The 23,659-nt window shown below is 60.8% G+C and carries 22 protein-coding genes; 12 read left to right on the top strand and 10 right to left on the bottom strand.

Annotation, left to right across the window (positions count from 1 at the left end; all coding sequences use genetic code 11):
- Positions 1-3: 3 nt before the first annotated feature.
- Together pncB and AD665_RS24500 are read right to left on the bottom strand one after the other, a co-directional pair.
- Positions 4-1,230, bottom strand: coding sequence for a nicotinate phosphoribosyltransferase (gene pncB, locus AD665_RS24505; protein WP_024779186.1), 1,227 nt, complete (start codon positions 1,228-1,230; stop codon positions 4-6).
- Between the two features lie 322 nt (positions 1,231-1,552).
- Complete coding sequence (locus AD665_RS24500; protein WP_024779187.1) at positions 1,553-2,455, bottom strand: LysR family transcriptional regulator; 903 nt, start codon at positions 2,453-2,455, stop codon at positions 1,553-1,555.
- Positions 2,456-2,634: 179 nt separating this feature from the next.
- On the opposite strand from AD665_RS24500, the gene amaB reads away from it, so the two are divergent.
- The 8 genes from amaB (at position 2,635) to AD665_RS24460 (ending at position 12,568) form a co-directional block, all read left to right on the top strand.
- The gene (amaB, locus tag AD665_RS24495) at positions 2,635-4,125 is read left to right on the top strand and encodes an L-piperidine-6-carboxylate dehydrogenase (protein WP_053194245.1); all 1,491 of its coding nucleotides are present in this window, start codon (positions 2,635-2,637) and stop codon (positions 4,123-4,125) included.
- 169 nt (positions 4,126-4,294) lie between these two features.
- Entirely contained in the window at positions 4,295-5,578 is a 1,284-nt protein-coding gene (amaA, locus tag AD665_RS24490) for an L-pipecolate oxidase (protein WP_053194243.1), read from the top strand.
- 365 nt (positions 5,579-5,943) lie between these two features.
- A complete protein-coding gene (locus AD665_RS24485) occupies positions 5,944-7,080 on the top strand; it encodes a branched-chain amino acid ABC transporter substrate-binding protein (RefSeq protein ID WP_024779190.1) in 1,137 nt (378 codons plus the stop codon).
- 170 nt (positions 7,081-7,250) lie between these two features.
- Positions 7,251-8,165, top strand: a complete 915-nt coding sequence (locus AD665_RS24480; RefSeq protein ID WP_024779191.1) for an ABC transporter permease subunit — start codon at positions 7,251-7,253, stop codon at positions 8,163-8,165.
- 2 nt (positions 8,166-8,167) lie between these two features.
- Positions 8,168-9,448: a high-affinity branched-chain amino acid ABC transporter permease LivM gene (livM, locus tag AD665_RS24475; protein WP_024779192.1), complete on the top strand. Its 1,281-nt coding sequence runs from the start codon at positions 8,168-8,170 to the stop codon at positions 9,446-9,448.
- Positions 9,445-10,317, top strand: coding sequence for an ABC transporter ATP-binding protein (locus AD665_RS24470; RefSeq protein ID WP_024779193.1), 873 nt, complete (start codon positions 9,445-9,447; stop codon positions 10,315-10,317). The genes livM and AD665_RS24470 overlap by 4 nt, the downstream gene beginning before the upstream one ends.
- Positions 10,314-11,030, top strand: a complete 717-nt coding sequence (locus tag AD665_RS24465) for an ABC transporter ATP-binding protein (RefSeq protein ID WP_024779194.1) — start codon at positions 10,314-10,316, stop codon at positions 11,028-11,030. Before AD665_RS24470 ends, AD665_RS24465 begins: the two co-directional genes overlap by 4 nt.
- A 770-nt stretch (positions 11,031-11,800) precedes the next feature.
- Positions 11,801-12,568 carry an SDR family oxidoreductase gene (locus AD665_RS24460; RefSeq protein ID WP_053194241.1) on the top strand — a complete coding sequence of 256 codons (768 nt, stop codon included), beginning with the start codon at positions 11,801-11,803 and terminating at the stop codon, positions 12,566-12,568.
- Between the two features lie 129 nt (positions 12,569-12,697).
- Here the strand turns inward: AD665_RS24460 and AD665_RS24455 are convergent, their stop codons facing one another.
- The 7 genes from AD665_RS24455 to AD665_RS24425 all read right to left on the bottom strand — a co-directional run bounded on the left by AD665_RS24455 (position 12,698) and on the right by AD665_RS24425 (position 17,860).
- A complete protein-coding gene (locus tag AD665_RS24455; RefSeq protein ID WP_053194239.1) occupies positions 12,698-13,831 on the bottom strand; it encodes an AGE family epimerase/isomerase in 1,134 nt (377 codons plus the stop codon).
- A 180-nt stretch (positions 13,832-14,011) separates the two neighbouring features.
- Positions 14,012-14,584: a HupE/UreJ family protein gene (locus tag AD665_RS24450; RefSeq protein ID WP_024779197.1), complete on the bottom strand. Its 573-nt coding sequence runs from the start codon at positions 14,582-14,584 to the stop codon at positions 14,012-14,014.
- Positions 14,585-14,614: 30 nt separating this feature from the next.
- The gene (ureG, locus tag AD665_RS24445; RefSeq protein WP_053194237.1) at positions 14,615-15,229 is read right to left on the bottom strand and encodes an urease accessory protein UreG; all 615 of its coding nucleotides are present in this window, start codon (positions 15,227-15,229) and stop codon (positions 14,615-14,617) included.
- A 9-nt stretch (positions 15,230-15,238) separates the two neighbouring features.
- The gene (locus AD665_RS24440; protein WP_053194235.1) at positions 15,239-15,913 is read right to left on the bottom strand and encodes an urease accessory protein UreF; all 675 of its coding nucleotides are present in this window, start codon (positions 15,911-15,913) and stop codon (positions 15,239-15,241) included.
- Positions 15,910-16,410, bottom strand: a complete 501-nt coding sequence (gene ureE / locus AD665_RS24435) for an urease accessory protein UreE (protein WP_053194233.1) — start codon at positions 16,408-16,410, stop codon at positions 15,910-15,912. The genes AD665_RS24440 and ureE overlap by 4 nt, the downstream gene beginning before the upstream one ends.
- A gap of 194 nt (positions 16,411-16,604) precedes the next feature.
- A complete protein-coding gene (locus AD665_RS24430; protein ID WP_024779201.1) occupies positions 16,605-17,237 on the bottom strand; it encodes a TetR family transcriptional regulator in 633 nt (210 codons plus the stop codon).
- Positions 17,238-17,392: 155 nt separating this feature from the next.
- Positions 17,393-17,860 carry a hypothetical protein gene (locus AD665_RS24425; RefSeq protein WP_024779202.1) on the bottom strand — a complete coding sequence of 156 codons (468 nt, stop codon included), beginning with the start codon at positions 17,858-17,860 and terminating at the stop codon, positions 17,393-17,395.
- Positions 17,861-18,222: 362 nt separating this feature from the next.
- On the opposite strand from AD665_RS24425, the gene AD665_RS24420 reads away from it, so the two are divergent.
- The gene (locus AD665_RS24420; protein WP_053194230.1) at positions 18,223-20,298 is read left to right on the top strand and encodes an AsmA family protein; all 2,076 of its coding nucleotides are present in this window, start codon (positions 18,223-18,225) and stop codon (positions 20,296-20,298) included.
- A gap of 107 nt (positions 20,299-20,405) precedes the next feature.
- Here AD665_RS24420 and AD665_RS24415 read toward each other — a convergent pair whose 3' ends face one another.
- Positions 20,406-20,936, bottom strand: coding sequence for a ferritin-like domain-containing protein (locus tag AD665_RS24415; RefSeq protein WP_024779204.1), 531 nt, complete (start codon positions 20,934-20,936; stop codon positions 20,406-20,408).
- Between the two features lie 188 nt (positions 20,937-21,124).
- On the opposite strand from AD665_RS24415, the gene AD665_RS24410 reads away from it, so the two are divergent.
- The 3 genes from AD665_RS24410 (at position 21,125) to AD665_RS24400 (ending at position 23,626) form a co-directional block, all read left to right on the top strand.
- Entirely contained in the window at positions 21,125-22,015 is an 891-nt protein-coding gene (locus tag AD665_RS24410) for an esterase/lipase family protein (RefSeq protein ID WP_053194228.1), read from the top strand.
- A gap of 63 nt (positions 22,016-22,078) precedes the next feature.
- Positions 22,079-22,375 (top strand): PsiF family protein, encoded by a 297-nt coding sequence (locus AD665_RS24405; RefSeq protein WP_024779206.1) that lies wholly within the window; start codon positions 22,079-22,081, stop codon positions 22,373-22,375.
- 237 nt (positions 22,376-22,612) lie between these two features.
- On the top strand, positions 22,613-23,626 hold the full coding sequence (locus AD665_RS24400; protein WP_053194226.1) for an AI-2E family transporter: 1,014 nt from the start codon (positions 22,613-22,615) through the stop codon (positions 23,624-23,626).
- Positions 23,627-23,659: the final 33 nt, after the last annotated feature.

Here is a 23,659-nt window from a genome sequence, read left to right as displayed (position 1 = left end):
AATTCACTCCTTGCTTGATATGCCAGAAAGGGCGGCAGGTACTTGGAAAACATGTCGCATGTAGGCGACGAAATTCGGATCCTTGCAGTGGGTCTTGCCGGGCTCGTCTGAAATCTTGGCCACGGGTTGCCCGTCACAGCTGATCATTTTAAGCACGATACTCATGGGCTCGACGCCCGGGATGTCGCAGGTCAGGTTGGTGCCAATACCGAAGCTGACATTGATGCGACCACGCAACGCACGGAAAATCTCCAGGCATTTGGGCAAGGTCAGACTGTCGGAGAACACCAGGGTCTTGCTCATCGGGTCAATACCCAGCTTGTGATAGTGGGCGATGGCTTTCTCGGCCCAGACCACCGGGTCACCCGAATCATGGCGCAGGCCGTCGAACAACTTGGCGAAGAACAGATCGAAGTCCGCCAAGAAGGCGTCCATGGTGATGCAGTCGGTCAGCGCGATACCCAGCAGGCCACGGTATTCACGCACCCAGCAATCAAGGGCGGCGATCTGGCTGTCGATCAGCCGCGGGCCCAGTTGCTGATGAGCCATGATCCACTCATGGGCCATGGTGCCCAAGGGTTTCATGTCCAGCTCCCGGGACAGGTGCACGTTGCTGGTGCCGACGAAGCGCCCGGGGAAGTCGTGCTTGAGCACGTTCACCACTTCTTCCTGGGTGCGGTAGGAAAACCGGCGGCGGGTGCCGAAGTCCGCCACTTGCAGGTCGGACAATTCCTCGCTGCTGGCGTTGGCGGCCAGCCAGTCGAACTTGCGATACAACTGCTCCCGTGCCTGCTCGAGGATGACGTCACGGTAGCGATAGCGATTGCGCACTTCGCTGACGATGGCCAGCAGCGGCACCTCGAACAGAATCACATGCAACCACGGCCCGCGCAGGCGGATGAACAGCTCGCCATTTTCAATGCCGGTGTATACGTAGCGCAGGTTGAAACGAAACAGGCCGAGAAAGCGCAGGAAGTCCGGCTTCAGGAAGCTGATGCGCTCCAGGAAGCCCAATTGATCGGCGCTCAGGCTGAGTTCGGCCAGGCGCTCGATCTGGAAGCGAATCTCCGCCAGATAGGGGCGCAGGTCTTCGCTGTTGCGGCAACGAAACTCCCATTCGACTTCGACGTTGGGGTAGTTGTGCAGGACCGCCTGCATCATCGTCAACTTGTAGAAGTCGGTGTCGAGCAGGTTCTGCACGATGCGATCGGCAAACACACTCTCGCTCATGACGGGTATCTCCAGACAGTTCGCTGCAGCGGGCAGCGTCGGACAGCGGTTTGTTGTGAAAGGGCTAGTGGCGCATAACCCTTGGGGTGATTGCCAGTGTTTTTTGGTCACAGCGTTCCTGATGGCAGGAGATTTACCTGTGGTAAGAAGATTCTTCTGTGGCGAGAGGATTTATCTGTGACGAGGGGATTTATCCCCGCTGGGCTGCAAAGCAGCCCCAATACTGACAACTCAATCTGCCTAATACACCGAGTTGCCCGGTTTCAGGGCTGCCTTGCAGCCCAGCGGGGATAAATCCCCTCGCCACAGGGTGTGTAGGTGGTTATTTTTTCGCGTCAGCCATCTGCTCCAACATCCACTCCACAAAGTACCTGACCTTGGGCACCTCCGCCGAATGCTCGGGATAAGCCATGTAATAGGCGTTGGTGCTGGGCATGGCGTGCTGCCATGGAATGATCAGCTTGCCGTCTGCCAGTTCTTCCTCCACCAGAAAGCGCGGCAGCAGGGCGACGCCGCAACCGACCTGGGCGGCGCGGATGCACATGTAGAACGTTTCGAAGCGCGGCCCGTGGTAGCTGTGTTCGGTGTGAAAACCTTGGTCGGCGAACCAGTCATGCCAGGCCTGGGGGCGTGATGCGTTCTGCAACAGCACCAGATCGGCCAGTTGTGTCGGGTCGGTAAAGGGGGTATCCGGCAGGCAGCCCGGCGCGCAGACCGGCACGAGTTCTTCGCCGAACAGCTCCAGGGATTCGGTGCCAGGTCGAGAGCCCTGGCCGAAGTAGAAAGCCATGTCGCTGCGCCCTTGCAGCAAGTCGTCGGGCTCTTGCTCGCTACACAGGTCCAGGTGAATCTTCGGATGCCGCAGGCGCCAGCCTTTGAGGCGTGGCACCAGCCAGCGTGCCCCGAAGGTCGGGGGCGTGGACACGCGCAGGACTTCGGTGTCGCCACCGTAGGAGCGCAGGTAGTGGGTGGACATTTCGACCTGGGTGAGAATTTTCCGCACTTCCCCCAGATACAAATCGCCGGCCGGCGTCAGTTGCAAACGCCGGCGCACGCGGCGGAACAGCAGGTGCTGCAAGAGCTCCTCGAGCTGCGCGACCTGCTTGCTGACGGCGCTTTGGGTCAGGTGCAATTCTTCGGCGGCACGGGTGAAGCTCAGGTGACGGGTCACCGCTTCGAAACATTGCAGTGCCGTAATCGAGGGTAAATAGCGTTTATTGAGCATCGGTGAGGCCTATTTGCGGTGGCTCGATGTATCCGTTCATGGGGCAGCATGAATAAACGGAATGATATCTCGCTTAAAGGTCGTTTGTTGGCAAGACTCGGGCCAGCTACAACTACAGTCCTGATCAGCCGTGTTCGCCCGGCTGCCGATTTTCGTCTTTCGCTTTGAGGAAATTGACCATGGTTGCTGCATTGCTTGATCGTCTGGGTGTCGACCCGGCCCTGTACCAGAACGGCGCACAGCCGGTGCACTCGCCCATCGACGGCAGTCGTATCGGCGCGGTGAACTGGGAAGGCGCGGCCGAAGTCGAGCAGCAGGTCAGCCGCGCCCAGCATGCCTTCGATCTGTGGCGCCAGGTCCCGGCCCCGCGTCGCGGTGAATTGGTGCGCCAGTTTGGTGACCTGCTGCGTGAATACAAGGCCGATCTCGGCGAACTGGTGTCGTGGGAAGCCGGCAAGATTACCCAGGAAGGCCTTGGTGAAGTGCAGGAGATGATCGACATCTGCGATTTCGCCGTCGGCCTGTCCCGTCAACTGTACGGCCTGACCATTGCCTCCGAGCGTCCGGGCCACCACATGCGTGAAACCTGGCATCCGCTGGGCGTGGTCGGGGTGATCAGTGCTTTCAACTTCCCCGTCGCGGTCTGGGCCTGGAACACCACGCTGGCCCTGGTGTGCGGTGATTCGGTGATCTGGAAGCCTTCGGAAAAGACCCCGCTCACCGCCCTGGCGTGCCAGGCGCTGTTCGAGCGGGCACTGAAGAGTTTCGGCGATGCGCCCGAGTATCTGTGCCAAGTGATCATCGGCGGTCGCGATGCCGGTGAAGCATTGGTGGATGACCCGCGCGTGGCATTGATCAGTGCCACCGGCAGCACGCGCATGGGCCGGGAGGTGGCGCCGAAGGTCGCCGCACGCTTTGCCCGCAGCATCCTCGAACTGGGTGGCAACAACGCGATGATCCTGGCGCCGAGTGCCGACCTGGACATGGCCGTGCGCGCCATCCTGTTCAGCGCCGTCGGTACCGCCGGTCAGCGTTGCACCACCCTGCGTCGTCTGATCGCCCATGAGTCGGTGAAAGACGAAATCGTCACCCGCCTCAAGGCCGCCTATTCGAAAGTGCGCATCGGCCATCCGTTGGAAGGCAACCTGGTCGGGCCGCTGATCGACAAGCACAGCTTCGACAACATGCAGGACGCCCTCGAGCAAGCCTTGAGCGAAGGTGGTCGCGTATTCGGCGGCAAGCGTCAGCTCGAAGACCAGTTCCCGAATGCCTATTACGTGTCACCGGCCATCGTCGAGATGCCGGAGCAGAGCGACGTGGTCCGCCACGAAACCTTCGCCCCGATCCTGTATGTGGTCGGCTACAAGGACTTCGCCGAAGCTCTGCACCTGAACAACGCCGTGCCCCAAGGCCTGTCGTCCTGCATCTTCACCACGGACGTGCGTGAGGCCGAGCAGTTCATGTCCGCGGTGGGCAGCGATTGTGGCATTGCCAACGTCAACATCGGCCCGAGCGGTGCGGAAATCGGCGGCGCTTTCGGCGGTGAAAAAGAAACCGGCGGCGGTCGCGAATCCGGCTCCGACTCGTGGCGCGCCTACATGCGTCGCCAGACCAATACCGTCAACTACTCGCTGGAGCTGCCGTTGGCCCAGGGGATTACGTTCGACTGAGGTTGAGTGAAGCGGATCTTCCTCTCATGAAGATCCCTGTGGGAGCGAGCCTGCTCGCGATGGCGGTCGATCAATCGACATCCGTGTTGAATGAGCGTCGCCATCGCGAGCAGGCTCGCTCCCACCCTTGAAAGGTGTGATGGTTGGGTTTCATTTCCGGAGTCTGGCAATGCCGTTACGCGAAGAATGTCTGTGGGAAAAACTGACGCCGCAAAGGCCTGAAAACGCTGCGCTCACGGGTGAGGTCACGGTAGACGTCTGCGTGATTGGCGCAGGTTTCACCGGGTTGTCGGCGGCGGTGCATTTGCTGGAGCAGGGCAAGCGCGTCGCGGTGCTGGAGGCCCATCGGACCGGGCATGGCGGTTCTGGGCGCAATGTCGGGCTGGTGAACGCGGGCCTGTGGATTCCGCCGGACGATATCGAGGCCGGCTTCGGCGAAGCTGTTGGCAGCCAGCTCAACCGCATGCTGGGCGCGGCACCGGCGCTGGTGTTCAGCCTGGTCGACAAATACAACATCGATTGCCAGTTGCGCCGCGAAGGCACGCTGCACATGGCCCATAACGCCCGGGGCGAGGCGGACCTGCGCAGTCGCGAAGCACAATGGAAGCGCCGTGGCGCCCCGGTGGAGTTGCTCAGCGGCCAGGCCTGTGTCGAAGCCACGGGCACGTCGAAAATCGCCGCGGCATTGTTGGATCGACGCGCCGGTACGCTCAATCCGATGGCCTATGTCAGCGGATTGGCCAAGGCTGCGTCGGACCTGGGCGGACAGCTGTTTGACCACTCCCCCGTGACACGCCTGGAACGCCAGGGGCCGCGCTGGTCGGTACAGACGGGCCAAGGTTCGGTGGTGGCCGAGCAGGTGGTGATCGCCTCCAATGCCTACACCGAAGGCGAATGGACTGAGCTGCGGCGCAATTTCTTCCCCGGCCACTACTACCAGGTGGCGTCCGTCCCGTTGACGGACGAGGCTGCGCAACGCATCTTGCCGGGTGGCCAGGGGTCGTGGGATACCCGTCAGGTCTTGAGCAGCATTCGCCGCGACAAGGACGGTCGTCTGTTGCTGGGCAGCCTGGGCAATGGCAACCGCAAGCCCACCTGGTTCCTCAAGGCCTGGGCGGACCGGGTGCAGCAGCACTACTTCCCGTACCTCAAGGGGGTGGAGTGGGAGTCCACCTGGACCGGCTGTATCGCCTTCACCCCCGACCATCTGATGCGTCTGTTCGAGCCAGCGCCCGGACTGGTGGCGGTCACCGGCTACAACGGGCGGGGCGTGACCACCGGTACGGTGGTGGGCAAGGCCTTTGCCGATTACCTGTGCCATGGCGATGGGAAAGCGTTACCGATTCCCTTTGCGCCGATGCAGCCCGTGACCGGGGCGGGCGTGCGCAGTTGCCTGTATGAGGCGGGGTTTTCGCTGTATCACGCGGGCCAGTGCCTGCGGATCGTTATTTGAGTGTTGAAAAGTGTTGCCGGAACCAACGTTTTCCGGTGTAGCGTCTAGCCTGTAATGGTGCGGGTTGTAGCAGTTGCGCACCGACAGTGTGCAGTTAGGTGACGCAGGTTGTTACAGGCTGGTTGCACGTACTTTCGTGCGAAGGTTGCAATGATGGCTCACGGAGGGTTGTACTCATTCAAGCAAAAGGTTGCACCTCGTGCGATTTAGACGGTTGCACGCCCTGTGAAAAAGGGCCCGAAACAGTCGAAATAACAATAAAGCAGCGACTTTTTTCAGAATAAAAAACCGATGGCACGGCCCTTGCTCTGAGCTTTTCAGTGAAGTCGCAGTGCCAACTAAAAAAAACCTTGGAGCACCACCTCATGTCCCAGACGTTTTACAAGAAAGGCTTTCTGGCCCTCGCCGTTACAGCGGCAATGGGGGTTTCCGCGTTTGCCCATGCAGACTTCAAGATCGGTGTAGCGGGTCCCATGACTGGCGCCAACGCAGCATTTGGCGAGCAGTACATGAAAGGGGCGCAGGCGGCAGCGGACGAAATCAACGCCAAGGGCGGCGTGAACGGCGAGAAGATCGTACTGGTGAAGGGTGACGATGCGTGCGAGCCGAAGCAGGCCGTGGCCGTAGCCAACCGCTTTGTCGATCAGGACAAGGTGAACGCAGTAGTCGGTCACTTCTGCTCCTCGTCGACCATCCCGGCCTCCGAGGTCTACGGTGACGCCGATATCATGGCCATCACCCCAGGTTCCACCAATCCGACGGTTACCGAGCGTGGCCTGAACGCGATGTTCCGTATGTGCGGTCGTGACGACCAGCAGGGCATCGTCGCCGGCGACTACATTGTCGACGTGCTCAAGGGCAAGAAAGTCGTAGTGCTGCATGACAAGGACACCTACGGCCAGGGCCTGGCGGATGCCACCAAGGCCCAGTTGATCAAGCGCGGCGTGACCCCTGTGCTGTACGAAGGGCTGACCCGTGGTGAAAAGGACTTCAGCGCCGTAGTTACCAAGATCCGTGCGGCCGGTGCCGACGTGGTCTACTTCGGTGGCCTGCACCCGGAAGCCGGCCCGCTGGTTCGCCAACTGCGTGAGCAAGGCCTCAAGGACGTGAAGTTCATGTCCGACGACGGCATCGTGACCGACGAATTGGTAACCACCGCCGGCGGCGCGCAATACGTCGATGGCGTGTACATGACCTTCGGTGCCGACCCGCGCCTGCTGCCGGACAGCAAGTCCGTGGTAGACGCATTCCGTGCCAAGGGTACCGAGCCGGAAGGCTACACCTTGTATGCCTACGCTTCCGTCCAGACCCTGGCTGCCGCTTTCAACGGTGCCAAGTCGAACAAGACCGACGCCGCGGCCGAGTGGCTCAAGTCCAACCCGGTCCAGACCGTGATGGGCAAGAAGGAATGGGACAAGAAGGGTGACCTGAAGGTCTCCGACTACGTGGTCTACCAGTGGGACAAGGACGGCAAATACCATCAGTTGGAAAAACAGAAGTGACATGAGCGTTTGATCAGCCTGGCGCCATGGGCGCCGGGCGGTTCATCACGTCCATGCAGTACCTGCCTTTTTCTCCCGAAAGCTGTGCGCCCACCGTGTAGCCTCGGCGGCTGAACCCCGGTCCGTCGCTGCGGTGTGCGTGCAGTCTTTCAAATGCGTGAGATTGCGTTATGGATGGTATTTTCCTGCAGCAACTGATCAATGGCCTGACCCTCGGGTCGGTCTATGGTCTGATCGCCATCGGCTACACAATGGTCTACGGCATCATCGGCATGATCAACTTCGCCCACGGCGAGGTTTACATGATTTCCGCGTACCTCGCGGCAATCAGTCTGGCTCTGCTGGCTTACTTCGGTATTGAATCCTTTCCGCTTATGATCCTCGGCACCCTCGTGTTCACGGTCGTGGTCACCGGGGTATACGGTTGGGTCATCGAACGCGTCGCCTACAAACCGCTGCGCAACTCCACCCGCCTGGCACCGCTGATCAGTGCCATCGGCATTTCGCTGATCCTGCAGAACTATGCACAGATCAGCCAGGGCGCCCGCCAACAGGGTGTGCCGACACTGCTTGAAGGCGCCATGCGCGTCGACATCGGCACCGGCTTCGTCCAGCTCACCTACACCAAGATCTTCATCCTGGTCGCCGCATTCGCCGGGATGGCTTTGCTGACCTACATCATCAAGTACACCAAGCTGGGGCGCATGTGTCGTGCCACCCAGCAGGATCGCAAGATGGCCTCGATCCTGGGGATCAACACCGACCGTGTGATCTCCTATGTGTTCATCATCGGCGCGGCCATGGCGGCCCTGGCCGGTGTGTTGATCACCATGAACTACGGCACGTTCGACTTCTATGCCGGCTTCATCATCGGCATCAAGGCGTTCACCGCGGCGGTCCTCGGTGGTATCGGTTCCCTGCCTGGGGCGATGCTCGGCGGGATCATCCTCGGGATCTCCGAGTCGCTGTTCTCCGGTCTGATCAACTCCGACTACAAAGACGTGTTCAGTTTCTCCCTGCTGGTGATGATCCTGATTTTCCGTCCCCAAGGCCTGTTGGGTCGCCCACTCGTGGCGAAGGTATAAGTATGTCTGCTGCCAATAAACCGATTGATATCAAACAGAGCGTCATCGACGCGATCCTGGCGGGCCTGATCTCGCTGATCGTGTTCGGGCCGATTGTCGGCGTGGTGCTCGACGGCTACAGCTTCAACCTGCAACCGGCCCGTGTCGGCTGGCTGGTGGGGATCGTGATGATCGGGCGTTTCGCCTTGAGCCTGTTCCTGCAAACGTCCAAGGGGCTGAAGGTGCTCCAGGGCTTCGAAACCCCCGGCTCCGGCGTACACGTGCTGCCCCCGGACTACAAGTCGCGCCTGCGCTGGATCATCCCGGCGCTGATCGTGATTGCCATCGTGTTTCCGTTCTTTGCCAACAAATACGTGCTCACGGTGGTCATCCTCGGGCTGATCTACGTACTGCTTGGCCTGGGCCTGAACATCGTGGTCGGCCTGGCGGGCCTGCTCGACCTGGGTTACGTGGCGTTCTACGCCATCGGCGCCTATGGTCTGGCTCTGGGTTATCAATACCTGGGGCTGGGTTTCTGGACTGTACTGCCACTGGCGGCGATTGCGGCGGCGATGGCCGGATGCATATTGGGTTTCCCCGTGCTGCGAATGCACGGTGACTACCTGGCGATCGTGACCCTTGGCTTCGGTGAAATCATCCGGCTGATCCTCAATAACTGGCTGTCGTTCACCGGCGGGCCGAATGGCATGCCGGTTCCGTCACCCACCTTTTTCGGCCTGGAGTTCGGACGCAGGGCCAAGGATGGAGGGGTGCCCTTCCATGAGTTCTTTGGCATCGACTACAACCCGAACCTGAAATTCCTGTTCATCTATATCGTGTTGTTCATCGTTGTGCTGCTGGTGCTCTACATCAAGCATCGCCTGACCCGCATGCCCGTCGGGCGCGCCTGGGAAGCCCTGCGCGAAGACGAGATCGCTTGTCGCTCCATGGGCCTGAACCATGTGCTGGTCAAGCTCTCGGCGTTCACCATCGGCGCCTCCACGGCCGGCCTGGCCGGGGTGTTCTTCGCCAGCTATCAGGGGTTCGTCAACCCGTCGTCGTTCACGTTCTTTGAGTCGGCCCTGATCCTGGCGATTGTGGTGCTGGGGGGCATGGGGTCGACGGTGGGCGTGGTGATCGCGGCATTCGTGCTCACCGTTGCACCGGAACTGCTGCGCAGCTTCTCCGAATACCGCGTGCTGCTGTTCGGGGTACTGATGGTGTTGATGATGATCTGGCGACCCCGCGGCCTGATCCGTATCAGCCGTACCGGAGTGATGCCGCGTAAAGGAGTAGCGCCATGAGCGAAGTCGTACTCTCAGTCGAAAACCTGATGATGCAATTCGGTGGCATCAAGGCTCTCAGCGACGTCAGCCTGCAGGTCAAGCGCAACTCGATCTTTGCCCTGATCGGCCCCAATGGCGCGGGCAAGACCACGGTGTTCAACTGCCTGACAGGTTTCTACAAGGCCTCGGGCGGCAAGATCGAGCTCAACGTGCGCGGCGAGCGGACCAACGTCATCAAGCTGTTGGGCGAAGCGTTCCGCCCCACCGACTTCGTATCGCCGAAGACCTTCGCCAGCCGGCTGTACTACAAGATGTTCGGCGGTACCCACCTGGTGAACCGCGCCGGCCTGGCCCGTACCTTCCAGAACATCCGCCTGTTCCGGGAAATGTCGGTGCTGGAGAACCTGCTGGTGGCCCAGCACATGTGGGTCAACCGCAGTCTGGTGGCCGGTGTCTTCAACACCAAGGGTTACCGCAAGGCCGAAAGCGACGCGCTGGACCATGCCTTCTACTGGCTTGAAGTCGTGGACCTGGTGGACTGTGCCAACCGCCTGGCGGGTGAGCTTTCCTATGGTCAGCAGCGACGCCTGGAAATTGCCCGGGCCATGTGCACCCGTCCGCAGGTCATCTGCCTCGACGAACCGGCCGCCGGCCTCAATCCTCAGGAAACCGAAGCGCTGAGCGCGATGATCCGACTGCTGCGTGACGAGCACGATCTGACCGTGGTGCTGATCGAACACGACATGGGCATGGTAATGAGCATTTCCGACCACATCGTGGTGCTGGACCACGGCAACGTGATCGCCGAGGGCGGTCCGGAGGCGATTCGCAGCGATCCGAAAGTGATCGCGGCCTACCTGGGTGCCGATGAAGAGGAACTGGTATGAGTGGACCGATCCTCGAACTCAAGGAACTGGACGTATTCTATGGGCCGATCCAGGCCCTGAAGAAAGTCTCGATGCACATTGACGAAGGTGAGACAGTGAGCCTGATCGGCTCCAACGGTGCCGGCAAATCCACGCTGCTGATGTCGATCTTCGGCCAGCCGCGCGCGGCCAGTGGGCAGATCATTTACCAAGGCGTGGACATCACCCACAAGTCGTCTCACTACATCGCGTCCAACGGCATTGCGCAGTCGCCGGAAGGGCGGCGGGTATTCCCCGACATGTCTGTCGAGGAAAACCTGCTGATGGGCACTATCCCCATTGGTGACAAGTACGCCAGCGAGGACATGCAGCGCATGTTCGAACTGTTCCCACGGCTCAAGGAGCGACGCAACCAGCGGGCCATGACCATGTCCGGTGGCGAGCAGCAAATGCTCGCCATCGCCCGGGCACTGATGAGCCGACCGAAGTTGTTGCTGCTCGATGAGCCTAGCCTGGGTCTGGCGCCGATCGTGGTGAAACAGATCTTCGCCACCCTGCGGGAACTGGCGTCCACCGGGATGACCATCTTTCTGGTGGAACAGAACGCCAACCATGCCCTCAGGTTGTCGGACCGGGCCTATGTGATGGTCAACGGCGAAATCCGCCTGACCGGCACCGGCAAGGAACTGCTCGCCAACGAAGAGGTGCGCAACGCATACCTGGGCGGGCACTGACGTCGATATGGCAATAAAAAACCGGCGAGTGATCGCCGGTTTTTTTATGTCTCCAGAACACCACCCAACCGCTCCCACAAGGGGGTCTTGTGTGGAGCAGTGAATTGTGGACAACAATCCACAACCCTTACTAAACCGCGACATAAAGTCGCCGCAAACAGTTGTTTTGTCACAGTTTTGACTTGTCCCCGTTTGCTGTGGAACCGGCTGTGGGTAACGTGGGAGTAGCTGGCTGGAGGCCTTTAAAAACGTGCCTTGTAGAGTGATGATCGTTTTTTGAACAGGTATTTTCAGGCGAGCATGAGTGCAGGTTGTCAACCCTTTTCTGAGCGCTGGAACAGGCTTGGCAATCTGTGGGAAAGCCTGTGGATAAGTCTGTGATTAAACTCTGGAAAGACCGCTCTGAGGGCCGTGTTTGCTGGCTTCGAGCCATCGTGTCGATGGGGCCTGGTTTATAGCAGAGAATCCGATCTGCACAACCCTGCATGCAGGGTCAAGGGAAAAAAGTTTCCATATGCCCCGCAACGCCTTACGCACAGCGGCTTGCAGCGTTTTCACTTGCCCCCGATTACTGTGGACGTGCCTGTGGATAAGGTGCGGGCAACAGGCTACATCCCTCATTCTGCAAGGGCTGGCTCCGTTTGATCGTTTTATGATCAGCCTGGTCTGGTTCAACATCCGCGGTGGGCAGTTGCCGCTCGCTGTCGGGCCGGGCATGCTGTGGGCCGATCCATTCAATGGCTGCCTCAAGCCCAATCAAGGAGAACATGATGTCCAATACCCTGTTTATCACCGGGGCGACGTCCGGATTTGGCGAAGCCTGTGCCCGTCGTTTTGCCGAGGCCGGCTGGAAACTGGTGCTGACCGGGCGCCGTGAAGAGCGCCTCAATGCCCTGTGCGCCGAGCTGTCGAAACAGACCGAGGTCCATGGCCTGGTATTGGATGTGCGTGAACGCAAGGCCATGGAGGAAGCAATCGCCAATCTGCCGCCGTCTTTCGCCACATTGCGTGGCTTGATCAACAACGCCGGATTGGCACTGGGGGTCGATCCGGCACCCAAGTGCGACCTTGATGACTGGGACACGATGGTCGACACCAACGTCAAGGGATTGCTCTACAGCACGCGCCTGTTGCTGCCGCGCCTGATTGCCCATGGTCGCGGCGCGGGGATCATCAACCTGGGTTCCATCGCCGGCAACTACCCGTACCCGGGTAGCCACGTGTATGGCGCGAGCAAGGCGTTCGTCAAACAGTTCTCGCTGAACCTGCGCTGCGACCTGCAGGGTACCGGTGTGCGGGTCAGCAACATCGAGCCGGGCTTGTGTGAGAGCGAGTTCTCACTGGTACGCTTCGGCGGTGACCAGGAACGCTACAACGCGACTTATGCCGGGGCCGAGCCGATCCAGCCGCAGGACATTGCCGAAACGATCTATTGGGTGCTCAACACGCCAGCGCACATCAACATCAACAGCCTGGAGTTGATGCCGGTGAGCCAGACCTGGGCTGGATTTGCCATTGAGAGAAATAACAAGGGATAGGACCGCGTTATCGTTCATCGCGGGCAAGCCTTGCTCCCACGGAAAGCTCAGTACCGTGGGAACGTACTTTGCTCCGGGAATGACTCGAACCTGTGGGAGCAAGGCTTGCCCGCGATAGCAATCGACCGGTCAGCCCAGGTAATCGGCCAATCCGCGATAGCAGGTCATCAGGTGATAGGGGGTGGTGGAGGGCATGTCCCGACGGCTGACGAGGCCGTCGGTATCAAGGCATTCGTTCCACCCCTTGGCATGCAGAAAATGCTGTTGCAGAGCCTGAAGCTGACGCAGCAACACGTCCTGGCTTCCCGGGCGCAGGGTGAGGGCGCGCAGGTATTCGGCCTGGGCCCAGATGCGTTGGGTGACGTCGCGCGCGACAGTGCCCGGCTTCGGGCTCAGCATGGCACATACCGCGCCGGACTGCGGGTTCACGCCTTCTTGCTCGGTATAGTCAAAGCTCCGCTGCAGGGCGACGCGCAACTGGCCGTCTTGCAGCAGGGGCGACGAAGCCAGCAGGAAATACCATTCGAACTGATGTCCCGGCTCAAACCAGTTATCCACAGCCTTGAGCGGTTTCTCCATTATCACGCCCAGCTTCGGCTCAATGAAGTGCTTGGACATCCCGTCACACAGACTCAGCAATGCCTGGCGAACGTTGGCATCGTCGCGGACCGCGAGGGTGGCGAGGAAGGCTTCTGCCAAGTGCATCAGGGGGTTCTGCAACGGGCCGGTTCCGAGCGTTGACCAATCGCGCTTGAGGCTGGCCTCGTAGAGACCGTCGCCGGTGGCAAAGCGCCGGGCAATGACTTCCAGCGCAGCGTTGAGCACCGATTCCACCAGTGGCTCGCGAACCTTGTCCCAGTAATGGGCGCAGGCGAACAGGATGAAGGCGTGGGTGTAGAGGTCTTTGCCGGTGTCCAGCGGGGCGCCTTGCGGGTCGATGCTGTAGAACCAGCCGCCGTGTTCGCCATCGTGAAAGTGGCGCTGTAGCGAACGGAACAGCGCCGCGGCCCGTTCTTCGGCCCCTGTTACTTCGCCGATCAGGCTGGCGAACACATACAGTTGTCTTGCGCAGGCCATCGCCCGGTAGCGTTGGGGTGGCAACGGCGTGTGGGCCGCATCCAGGGATTCGTAGGGCAGTGCCAGTTCGGCATTCCAGCCCGGGCCTTGCCACATGGGCACGATCACCTCGTGAAAATGCTGGCGCACTGTTGCGAACAGGGCGATCAATTCAGGTGAAGGAACGGGGCGGGAAGCATCGGGCATGGGCGGACGTCGTCACGGCAAGGGGCGATTGCGCGACATGGTAGCAGAGTGGCAGGGGCGAGAGATGCAGTGCCTTCTAGAGCCCCTTCGCGGGCAAGTCCGCTCCCACAGGTCCGGTTTACGCCGATCAAATTGTGGGAGCGGGCTTGCTCGCGAAGGCGGTCTTGAAAGCGCCGAAAATCAACCTGCCAACAACCAGATCCCAACCCCCGCCGAAGCCGCCCCCGCCAGCCGTACCAAGGGCGCAGCTGCCCGTGGCAGCGCGCGAACCAGGACGAAACCTGCGCCATGCAGCGCCGCCGTCGCAGCGACGAACCCGGCTGCATAAGCCCACGGGCTCGACATGTCCGGTAGTTCCAGCCCATGGGCCACACCATGGAACAGCGCAAACAGTGCAGTCGCAGCAACCGCCAGACTCAATGGCGGACGGACTGCCAGCGCCACCGCCAGGCCCAGGGCCAGCACCGAGGCGGCAATCCCGCTCTCCAGCGCCGGCAACTGCAGACCTTCGAAACCGAGCAGACCGCCGATCAGCATCGTACCGATGAACGTGCAGGGCAGCGCCCAGCGCGCAGTGCCTTGTTGCTGTGCCGCCCACAAGCCGACCGCGAGCATGGCGAGCAGGTGGTCCAGGCCGCCGATGGGATGCCCGAGGCCGGCGATCAGGCCGTTATCGCCGTGGCCGGGGTGGGCGAAGGCCAGGGTTGGGGCCAGCAGCAGGGCGAGGGTGCCGAGGATGCGTTTGAGTGTCATGAGAGGCTTCCTTGTTGAGAGTTCGAAAAATCAGGCAGCAGTCAGCAGACCCTGGCGCTCGATGAAAGCGATGATCTCCTCCAGGCCCTGGCCGGTTTTCTGGTTGCTGAAGACGAACGGCTTGCCGTTGCGCATTCGCCGGGTGTCGCTGTCCATCATCTCCAGGGAAGCACCTACCAGCGGTGCCAGGTCGATCTTGTTGATGACCAGCAAGTCGGACTTGCAGATGCCCGGCCCACCCTTTCGCGGCAACTTGTCCCCGGCCGAGACATCGATCACGTAGAGGGTCAGGTCCGACAGCTCCGGGCTGAAGGTCGCCGAAAGGTTGTCGCCCCCGGACTCCACCAGGATCAGGTCCAGCCCCGGGAAGCGCCGGTTCAACTGGTCTACCGCTTCGAGGTTGATCGAGGCGTCTTCGCGAATGGCTGTGTGCGGGCAACCACCGGTTTCGACACCAATGATCCGCTCCGGCGCCAGGGCTTCGTTGCGGACCAGGAAGTCGGCGTCTTCGCGGGTGTAGATATCGTTGGTGACCACCGCGAGGTTGTAGCGCTCGCGCAGGGCCAGGCACAGGGCCAGGGTCAGGGCGGTCTTGCCGGAGCCCACCGGACCGCCGATGCCGACGCGCAGGGGTTGTGTGTTCATGTTTGTCTCCTAGGAACGGAACAGACGGCTGTACTGGCGCTCATGGGCCATACACGCCAGGGACAGGCCAAACGCGGCGCTGCCGTAATGCTTGGGGTCGATGTTCGAGGCGTTGTGCTGGGCCTGTTGCAACAGCGGCAGCAGCTCGCTGGTCAGGCGCTGGGCGGCTTGCTGGCCGAGGGGAAGGGTTTTCATCAGCACCGCCAGCTGGTTCTCCAGCCAGCTCCACAACCAGGCTGCGAGGGCGTCCTGGGGGCTGATGTTCCATGCGCGGGCGGCCAGGGCCCAGCCCAGGGCCAGATGTGGTTCGCTGCGTTGTTCGAGAAAATGCCGTGCGGCGCCGTCGAGTTCCGGCAGGCCGCCAAGCAGTTGTTGCAACGAATAGCCCATTTGCCGGCTCTCCTGGTACAACTCGCGGGTTTCCCGGCTGGCGCGGTGTGCTTCGCAGTGTTGCCCCAGGGCGCTCCAATCGTCGGCCGCAGCGGCGCTGCAATGAGCGAGCAGCAGGGGAGCTTCGAAGCACGCCAGGTTTAGCAGCAATTGATCGCTGATCCATCGACGGGCGTCGTCGGATGTCTTGATCTGGCCGTTATCCACCGCCATCTCCAGTCCTTGGGAATAGCTGTAGCCGCCGATTGGCAACTGCGGGCTGGCCAGACGCAACAGCGCCCAGGCCGGGTTCATGTACGCAAGCCGAACTGATGCAGGCGCGGTGCATAGTTGAAGTCTTCGTCGCCGTGCCGAGAATGATGATGGCCGCCGCCATAGGCGCCATGTTCGGGTTGAAATGGGGCTTCGATGGGGGCGACGGTCGCGCCCAGTTGTTCGAGCATCGCCTTGAGCACGTAATCGTCCAGCAGGCGCAGCCAGCCATCGCCCACTTGCAGCGCAACATGGCGATTGCCCAGGTGATAGGCTGCACGCGTCAGCTCGAACCCATTGGCGCAGGTGACATGCAGCAGTTGCTCGGGGCGGGCACAGACACGCACGATACGTCCGTCTTCGGCCTGGAGGTATTCGCCGTCATGAAGCGGCGGCTGGCCCCGCTCCAGAAACAATCCCACGTCTTCATCCTCGGCACTGAAACAGCGCAGGCGACTTTTGCTGCGGGCATCGAAAGTCAGATGGAGTTCGGCGTCCCAGCGGGGTTGAGTGTCGATTCTGCGATGAATCACCAGCATCGGAGTGCTTCCAGCAATGAGCGATGCTGTGTTTAGAGCAAGGGGCTTGCCAATCGAAGATGGCGTAGGAAATAGGCGTGGGATGCTTGGCGCAGCCTTTTAGGTCGCTCCGAACCAGTGCGCGCAACGAGAGGGGCGCACTGTTTTGTGGCGTTCGGCGAACCTGTGGGAGCCTGCTCGCTCCCACAGGGGGATTACTCGGTGCTGCCCAAGCCTTGCCAATGTTTGAGGCCGATAAAGATAAACCGCAGTTGCTGGGTGATCTTCGCCTGGGGCGTGAGGTGATCGGGGGGCGCTTCGGCGGGAGGGTCGATGATGTCGGGCAGGGTGGCGAACACGCTCTTGACGATGAGGTCGGCCATCACGCTCAGCCCGGCAAGGTCCAGATGCTGCAGTTTCGGCATCAATGCCAGGTCGGCGGCCAGGTCCGAACTGATGGCTTCGCGCAGTTGTGCGATGGCTTGGCGTACCGGCAGGGAGCCGCCGTATTGTTCGCGGGCAAGGAACAGGAACTGCGACCGGTTGACTTGCACTACATCAAGAAAGATCCGCACCGATGCATCAATGATGCCGCCCATGACGAATTCATTGTGACGCACCAACCGGATGGTTTCGCGGAAGGTCTGGCCTACTTCGCTGACCAGCGCCAGGCCCAGTTGATCCATGTCGTCGAAATGCCGGTAGAAGCCGGTGGGTACGATGCCCGCCGTCTTGGCAACTTCGCGCAGGCTCAGGCTGCCGAATCCCCGTCCGCACTCCATCAAATGACGGGCCGCGTCCATCAGGGCATTTCGGGTCTGTTGTTTCTGTTCGGCGCGGGGCAACATCGCAGGACTGACTTCCGAGTCATGGGAGCGACGCACTTTAGCAAATCGGCTTTGTCGACGTCGAACGGTAGCAGGGGATCAAATGGGAAAACGCAATGCCTGAAAAGTCAAAAGCCCGATTGTGATAATCGGGCTTTTTTTCCAGGACCATGGGCTCAGCTCACAGCGCTGTTGCGTTGGATCACCCGGTCACTACCATCGGCTGCCAGGGTCTGGCCTTGTGTGGTGCGATCGTAGCCGTTCTCAACCAGGCCTTTATCTTCCAGGCGATCACGGCCGCCTTCAGCGACTTCGCGGCCTTGGAAAGTGCGTTCCGAACCGCCTTCAGCGACTTCGCGGCCCTGGAAAGTGCGTTCCGAACCGCCTTCAGCGACTTCGCGGCCCTGGAAAGTGCGTTCCGAACCGTCCTCAGCGACTTCGCGACCCTGGAGAGTGCGTGCCGAACCGTTTTCGGTGACTTCGCGACCTTGAAGGGTACGTTTGGTACCGTCTTCAGCAACAGTCTGGCTGTAGACCGAGTGGCTGTCCTTGACCTGTGGTGTAGCCTGTTCGGAAGCTGGCAGGGCGAAAGCAGTGGAGGCCAGCAGTGAAAGGGAAAGGCTCATCAGTAATTGGCGTTTCATGATCGTTGCTCCTCGGGAGGGCTAAAAAGTGGGTACGAGGGCAATGCTACTCTCGATAAGTCGATATAAAAGTTCATAAACGCAATGGTAATAATCAACGGAATTGATTGTTCGCTGGGAAGGCTCTAGAACGGGCGTTTCCGAGGTGCGGTTTCGCACCATGGTGGGTATTTTGTACCCACTCACGCCACGCAAATGTGCGCGGGCGGTAACAGCTTGCTGGCGGATTGGTCAGGTTTTTCACCCTGGAGGGTAAACCTGTTGGTCGTTTCACCAGTCTCATTCATACAACGAGCCGGCTACAGGTTCGGTTTTTCAGGTGTTGCGGTACGGACGCCGATTTGTCATCAGGAGCCTTGCGCATGACTCGCACTTCAAAAATCCTTGCCTGGAGCTTGGCCAGCCTTGCTGTTCTGTTGGCCGTGTTGGTGTTGGTCATCGTGTTCTTCGATTGGAACCGGATCAAGCCGACGCTCAACGCCAAGGTGTCCGAGGAACTGCATCGCCCGTTCGCCATCAACGGCAACCTGGCCGTGGTCTGGCAACGTGAGTCCGAAGAGGGCGGCTGGCGGGCCTGGGTGCCCTGGCCCCACGTGATGGCCGAGGATCTGAGCCTGGGCAACCCCGAGTGGTCGAAAAAACCGCAGATGGCCACGCTCAAGCGTGTCGAGTTGCGCATCTCCCCCCTTGCCTTGCTGGCTCGGCGTGTGACGATTCCCAGAATCGACCTGACCGAACCCGACGCCAACCTGCAGCGCCTGGCTGATGGACGCGCCAACTGGACCTTCCAGGTCGATCCGAAGGACCCGGACGCCAAACCGTCGAGCTGGGTCGTGGACATCGGGGCCATCGGCTTCGACAAGGGGCACGTCACGCTTGACGACCAGACCTTGAAGACTCGACTCGACCTGCTGATCGACCCGCTGGGGAAGTCCATTCCGTTCAAGGATATCGTCGGCGAAAAGGCCGCGAAAAAGGTCCAGGATCAAGGCGCAACGGCTCAGGACTATGGGTTCGCCTTCAAGGTCGACGGGCAGTATCACGGACAGAATCTCAATGGTTCCGGTAAGGTCGGCGGCCTGCTGGCCTTGCAGAATGCATCGCAACCCTTTCCGTTGCAGGCTCAGGTAAAGACCGCCGATACCCGTGTCGAACTGGCTGGTACGCTCACCGACCCGATGAATCTCGGCGCCCTTGATCTGCGCCTGAAACTGGCCGGCACCAGCCTCGCTCATCTGTATCCACTGACCGGGGTGACCTTGCCGGATTCGCCGCCCTATGAAACCGACGGTCATCTGATTGCCAAACTCCATGAGCCGGATGGGGCGCTGTTTCGCTATGAGGCGTTCAACGGAAAGATCGGCGACAGCGACATCCATGGTGACCTGGCCTATGTCGCCAGCCAGCCACGGCCAAAACTCAGCGGCACGCTGGTGTCCGACCAACTGTTGTTCAGCGATCTGGCACCGCTGATCGGCGCCGATTCCAGCACCGAGCAGCAGGCCCGTGGCAGCGCCAGCAAGCAGCCGTCAGACAAGGTGCTGCCCGTGGAAGAATTCCGCACCGAGCGCTGGAGCGCGATGGACGCCGACGTGGAGTTCACCGGCAAACGCATCGTCCACAATGCGCAATTGCCGTTCACCGACCTCTACACGCACCTGGTGCTCAACGACGGACAACTGAGCCTCGAGCCCCTGCGTTTCGGCGTCGCCGGTGGCCGACTCGATGCGCAGATCCGTCTCAACGGGCAGGCCCATCCCCTGGAGGGCCAAGCGAAGTTGACGGCGCGAGGATTCAAGCTCAAGCAGCTGTTCCCCGGCTTCGAACCGATGAAAACCAGTTTCGGCGAGCTCAACGGCGACGCCGACATCAGCGGTCGTGGCAATTCAGTCGCGGCGTTGCTGGGCACCTCCAACGGCACCTTGAAAATGCTCATCAACGACGGCGCCATCAGTCGCGAGTTGATGGAGTTGGCGGGGTTGAACGTGGGTAACTACGTGATGGGGAAAATCTTTGGCGACAAGGAAGTGAAGATCAACTGTGCAGCGGCGGACTTCGACATCAAGGCCGGCCTGGCAACCACTCGCCTGTTCGTATTCGATACTGAAAACGCAATCATCTACATCGACGGCACGGCAAACATGGCTACCGAACAACTGGACCTGACCATTTCGCCGGAATCCAAGGGCTGGCGGCTGATTTCCCTGCGCTCGCCCTTGTACGTACGGGGCAAGTTCGCCAAGCCCTCCGCCGGGGTCAAGGCCGTGCCACTGATGTTGCGCGGTGCCGGGATGGTGGCGCTGGGTGTGATCGCCGCGCCGGCGGCAGGCTTGCTGGCCCTGGTGGCGCCCAGCGGTGGCGAGCCGAACCAGTGTGCGCCGCTGCTGGAGCAGATGAAGGCGGGCAAGGCGCCGGTGACGGTCAAGCCGACACGGTGATTCGGGGATTTGCGGTGAGGCGGCTGGCCTCATCGCGAGCAGGCTCGCTCCCACATTGAGGGTGTACACCTATCGAATGTGGGAGCGAGCCTGCTCGCGATGGGGTCTTACAAATCGGCCAGGATATCGGCCATGTCATCGGCGTGCTCTTCTTCCTGGGCCAGGATGTCCTCGAAGATGCGTCGGGTGGTCGGGTCTTTATCGCCAATGTACTGGATGATTTCCCGGTAGCTGTCGATGGCTATCCGCTCGGCCACCAGGTCTTCGTAGACCATTTCCTTGAGGGTGGCGCCTGCCACGTATTGGGCGTGGGAGTTGCGGCTCAACAGGTCGGGGTTGAACTCCGGCTCACCGCCCAGTTGCACGATGCGCTCGGCCAGTCTGTCGGCATGTTCGGCTTCCTGGTTGGCATGTTCGAGGAACTCACTGGCCGCCACGCTGGCTTTGAGGCCGGTGGCCATGAAGTAATGGCGCTTGTAGCGCAGCACGCATACCAGCTCGGTGGCCAGTGCTTCGTTGAGCAGGCGCACGATTTCCTGTCGATCCGCATTGTAGCCCTCGGTCACTGCGCCGTTTTGTACGTTCTGCCGCGCACGTTCGCGCAGGGTCGTCACATCGGATAAGTGCATGTCGCTCATCTCGTTCTCCTGGAGGCTGATCCGGTTGGGGGCGTCACGCTCTCGAGGCGCGATCGCTTACAAGGTTGGGAGTGATGAGCGAGGCAAAAGTTTTATGGGATGTGCAGCCCCTACAATGACGACCAGGCGTCATGAAGCGCGCCTAGACTGCTCTTCAACCCCATCATCGATCACAAGGACGTCCATATATGTCGCAACGCTGCGCCACTCGCTACCCGCTGGTGCTGGTCCCTGGCATGCTCGGGTTCATCCGCCTGGTGTTGTATCCGTACTGGTATGGGATCGTTTCGGCGTTGCGCCGCGGTGGTGCGGTGGTGGTGGCGGTGAAGGTTTCGCCGCTGCATTCGTCCGAGGTGCGCGGCGAACAATTGCTGGCGCGGATCGAGGAGGTCCTGCGGCAAACCGGCGCGGCCAAGGTCAACCTGATCGGCCACAGCCAGGGCGCCCTCAGTGCCCGCTATGCGGCGGCCCGGCGCCCGGACCTGGTGGCCTCCGTCACGTCGGTGGCCGGTCCCAACCACGGTTCCGAACTGGCCGACTACCTGCTGGCCCACTATCCGTCGAACAGTGCCAAGGGGCGCATGCTCAGCGCGGTGCTGCGGTTGATCAACGCGGTGATGAACCTGCTCGAAACCGGCTATCGCGGGCCGAAGCTGCCGGTGGACCTCCATGCTTCCCATGAATCCCTCACCACTGCCGGGGTGGCGCACTTCAATGAGCGTTATCCACAGGGGCTGCCTGAAACCTGGGGCGGGCAGGGGGCTGAAGAAGTCGACGGCGTGCGTTATTACTCCTGGTCCGGGATCCTGCAACCCGGCAAGACGGACAAGGGGCGCAACCTCTTCGATGGCACGAATCGCAGTTGCCGCCTGTTCGCCCGGACATTCGTGCGTGAGGCGGGGCAGTGCGACGGCATGGTCGGACGCTTCAGCTCGCACCTGGGTACGGTCATCGGCGATGACTATCCACTCGACCACTTCGACATCGTCAACCAGTCCCTGGGGTTGGTGGGCAAGGGAGCCGAGCCGATCCGGTTGTTTGTCGAGCATGCAGAGCGCTTGAAAGCGGCGGGTGTATAGGGCTGCGTTGTCTACACTGGATTCATCGCCGTCACGCTCGTGCGGCATTCAGGAGAAGACGTCATGATGATGCTGCGTGTCCCTTTGTTGATGATCGGTTTGCTGCTGTGTTCCCAAGGCTTCGCTGCGACGGCCCAACAGACCAGGATGACCACCTGCAACGCCGATGCCACCGCCAAGGCGCTCAAGGGCGATGAGCGCAAGGCCTTCATGAGCACCTGCCTGAAGACCAAGCCGCCTGAAGTACGGGGAGGAACGCCGCAGGAGCGCATGAAAACCTGCAACGCCGACGCGACCACCAAGGCGCTCAAGGGCGACGAGCGTAAAGCGTTCATGAGCAATTGCCTGAAGAACAAGTAACGCAGTGCCTGTCGCGAGTTTCTGTGGGAGCATGGCTTGCCCGCGATGCAGGCGCCTCGGTTTACGTTGAGACCGAGGTGACCCTGTCGCGGGCAAGCCATGCTCCCACAGGGCCCTCACAGGCACTGCAAAACTCTCTTGAACCCCGACCAACGTCGGCCGATACAATTCCTAGTGCTGCCAGCGGAAGGCTGGCAGACTGCCGATCCTTTCACGCCGTTTTTGTTCTGAGGCTGTATGCCAACGTTTTCTCAGCGTCATGTGTTGTTGGTGATCAGTTGGGTGATCATTTTTGGTGGGTTGTTGCTGGTGTTGCCGCTGCGCCTGTTGCCAAGCCTTATGGCCGGGCTGCTGGTGTTCGAGCTGGTCAACATGCTCACCCCGCAATTGCAGCGGTTGATCGAAGGCCGGCGTGCCCGCTGGCTCGCGGTGGCGTTGCTGGGCACCCTGGTGGTGACTGCCCTGTCGTTGATCTTCGCCGGCGCAATCAGTTTCCTGCTGCATGAAGTGGAAAACCCCGGTGCATCCCTGGACAAGTTCATGGCCGTGGTCGACCGCGCCCGTGGACAGTTGCCACCCTTCATCGACGCCTACCTGCCGGCCAGCGCCGCCGAGTTCCGGGTGGCAATCAGCGACTGGATGGGCAAGCACCTGAGTGACCTGCAATTGGTGGGCAAGGACGCGGCCCACATGTTCGTGACATTGCTGATCGGCATGGTGCTGGGAGCGATCATTGCCTTGCAGCGCGTCCCCGACCTGACCAAGCGCAAGCCCCTGGCCGCGGCACTGTTCGATCGCCTGAACCTGTTGGTCAAGGCGTTCCGCAACATTGTCTTTGCCCAGATCAAGATTTCCCTGCTCAACACTTTTTTCACCGGGATTTTCCTGGCAGTGGTGCTGCCGTTGTTCGGCATCAAGCTGCCGCTGACCAAAACCCTGATCGTGATGACCTTCCTGCTGGGGTTGCTGCCGGTCATCGGCAATCTGATGTCCAACACCTTGATCACCATCGTCGGCCTGTCACTGTCGGTCTGGGTTGCCGTGGCGGCGCTGGGTTACCTGATCGTGATCCACAAGCTCGAATACTTCCTCAACGCCCGCATCGTGGGTGGACAGATCAGTGCCAAATCCTGGGAGCTGCTCATGGCGATGCTGGTGTTCGAAGCGGCGTTCGGCCTGCCGGGGGTGGTGGCGGGGCCGATTTACTATGCATATCTCAAGAGCGAGTTGAAGCAGTTGGGGATGGTTTGATTCTGGCGGATTTGTAGCCTGATCCGGCGCCTT

The sequence above is a fragment of the Pseudomonas corrugata genome (assembly GCF_001269905.1).
Taxonomy (GTDB): Bacteria; Pseudomonadota; Gammaproteobacteria; order Pseudomonadales; family Pseudomonadaceae; genus Aquipseudomonas; species Aquipseudomonas corrugata.
Note: the sequence above shows the minus strand (reverse complement) of the source record. Positions and strands in the feature narration are given on the sequence as shown.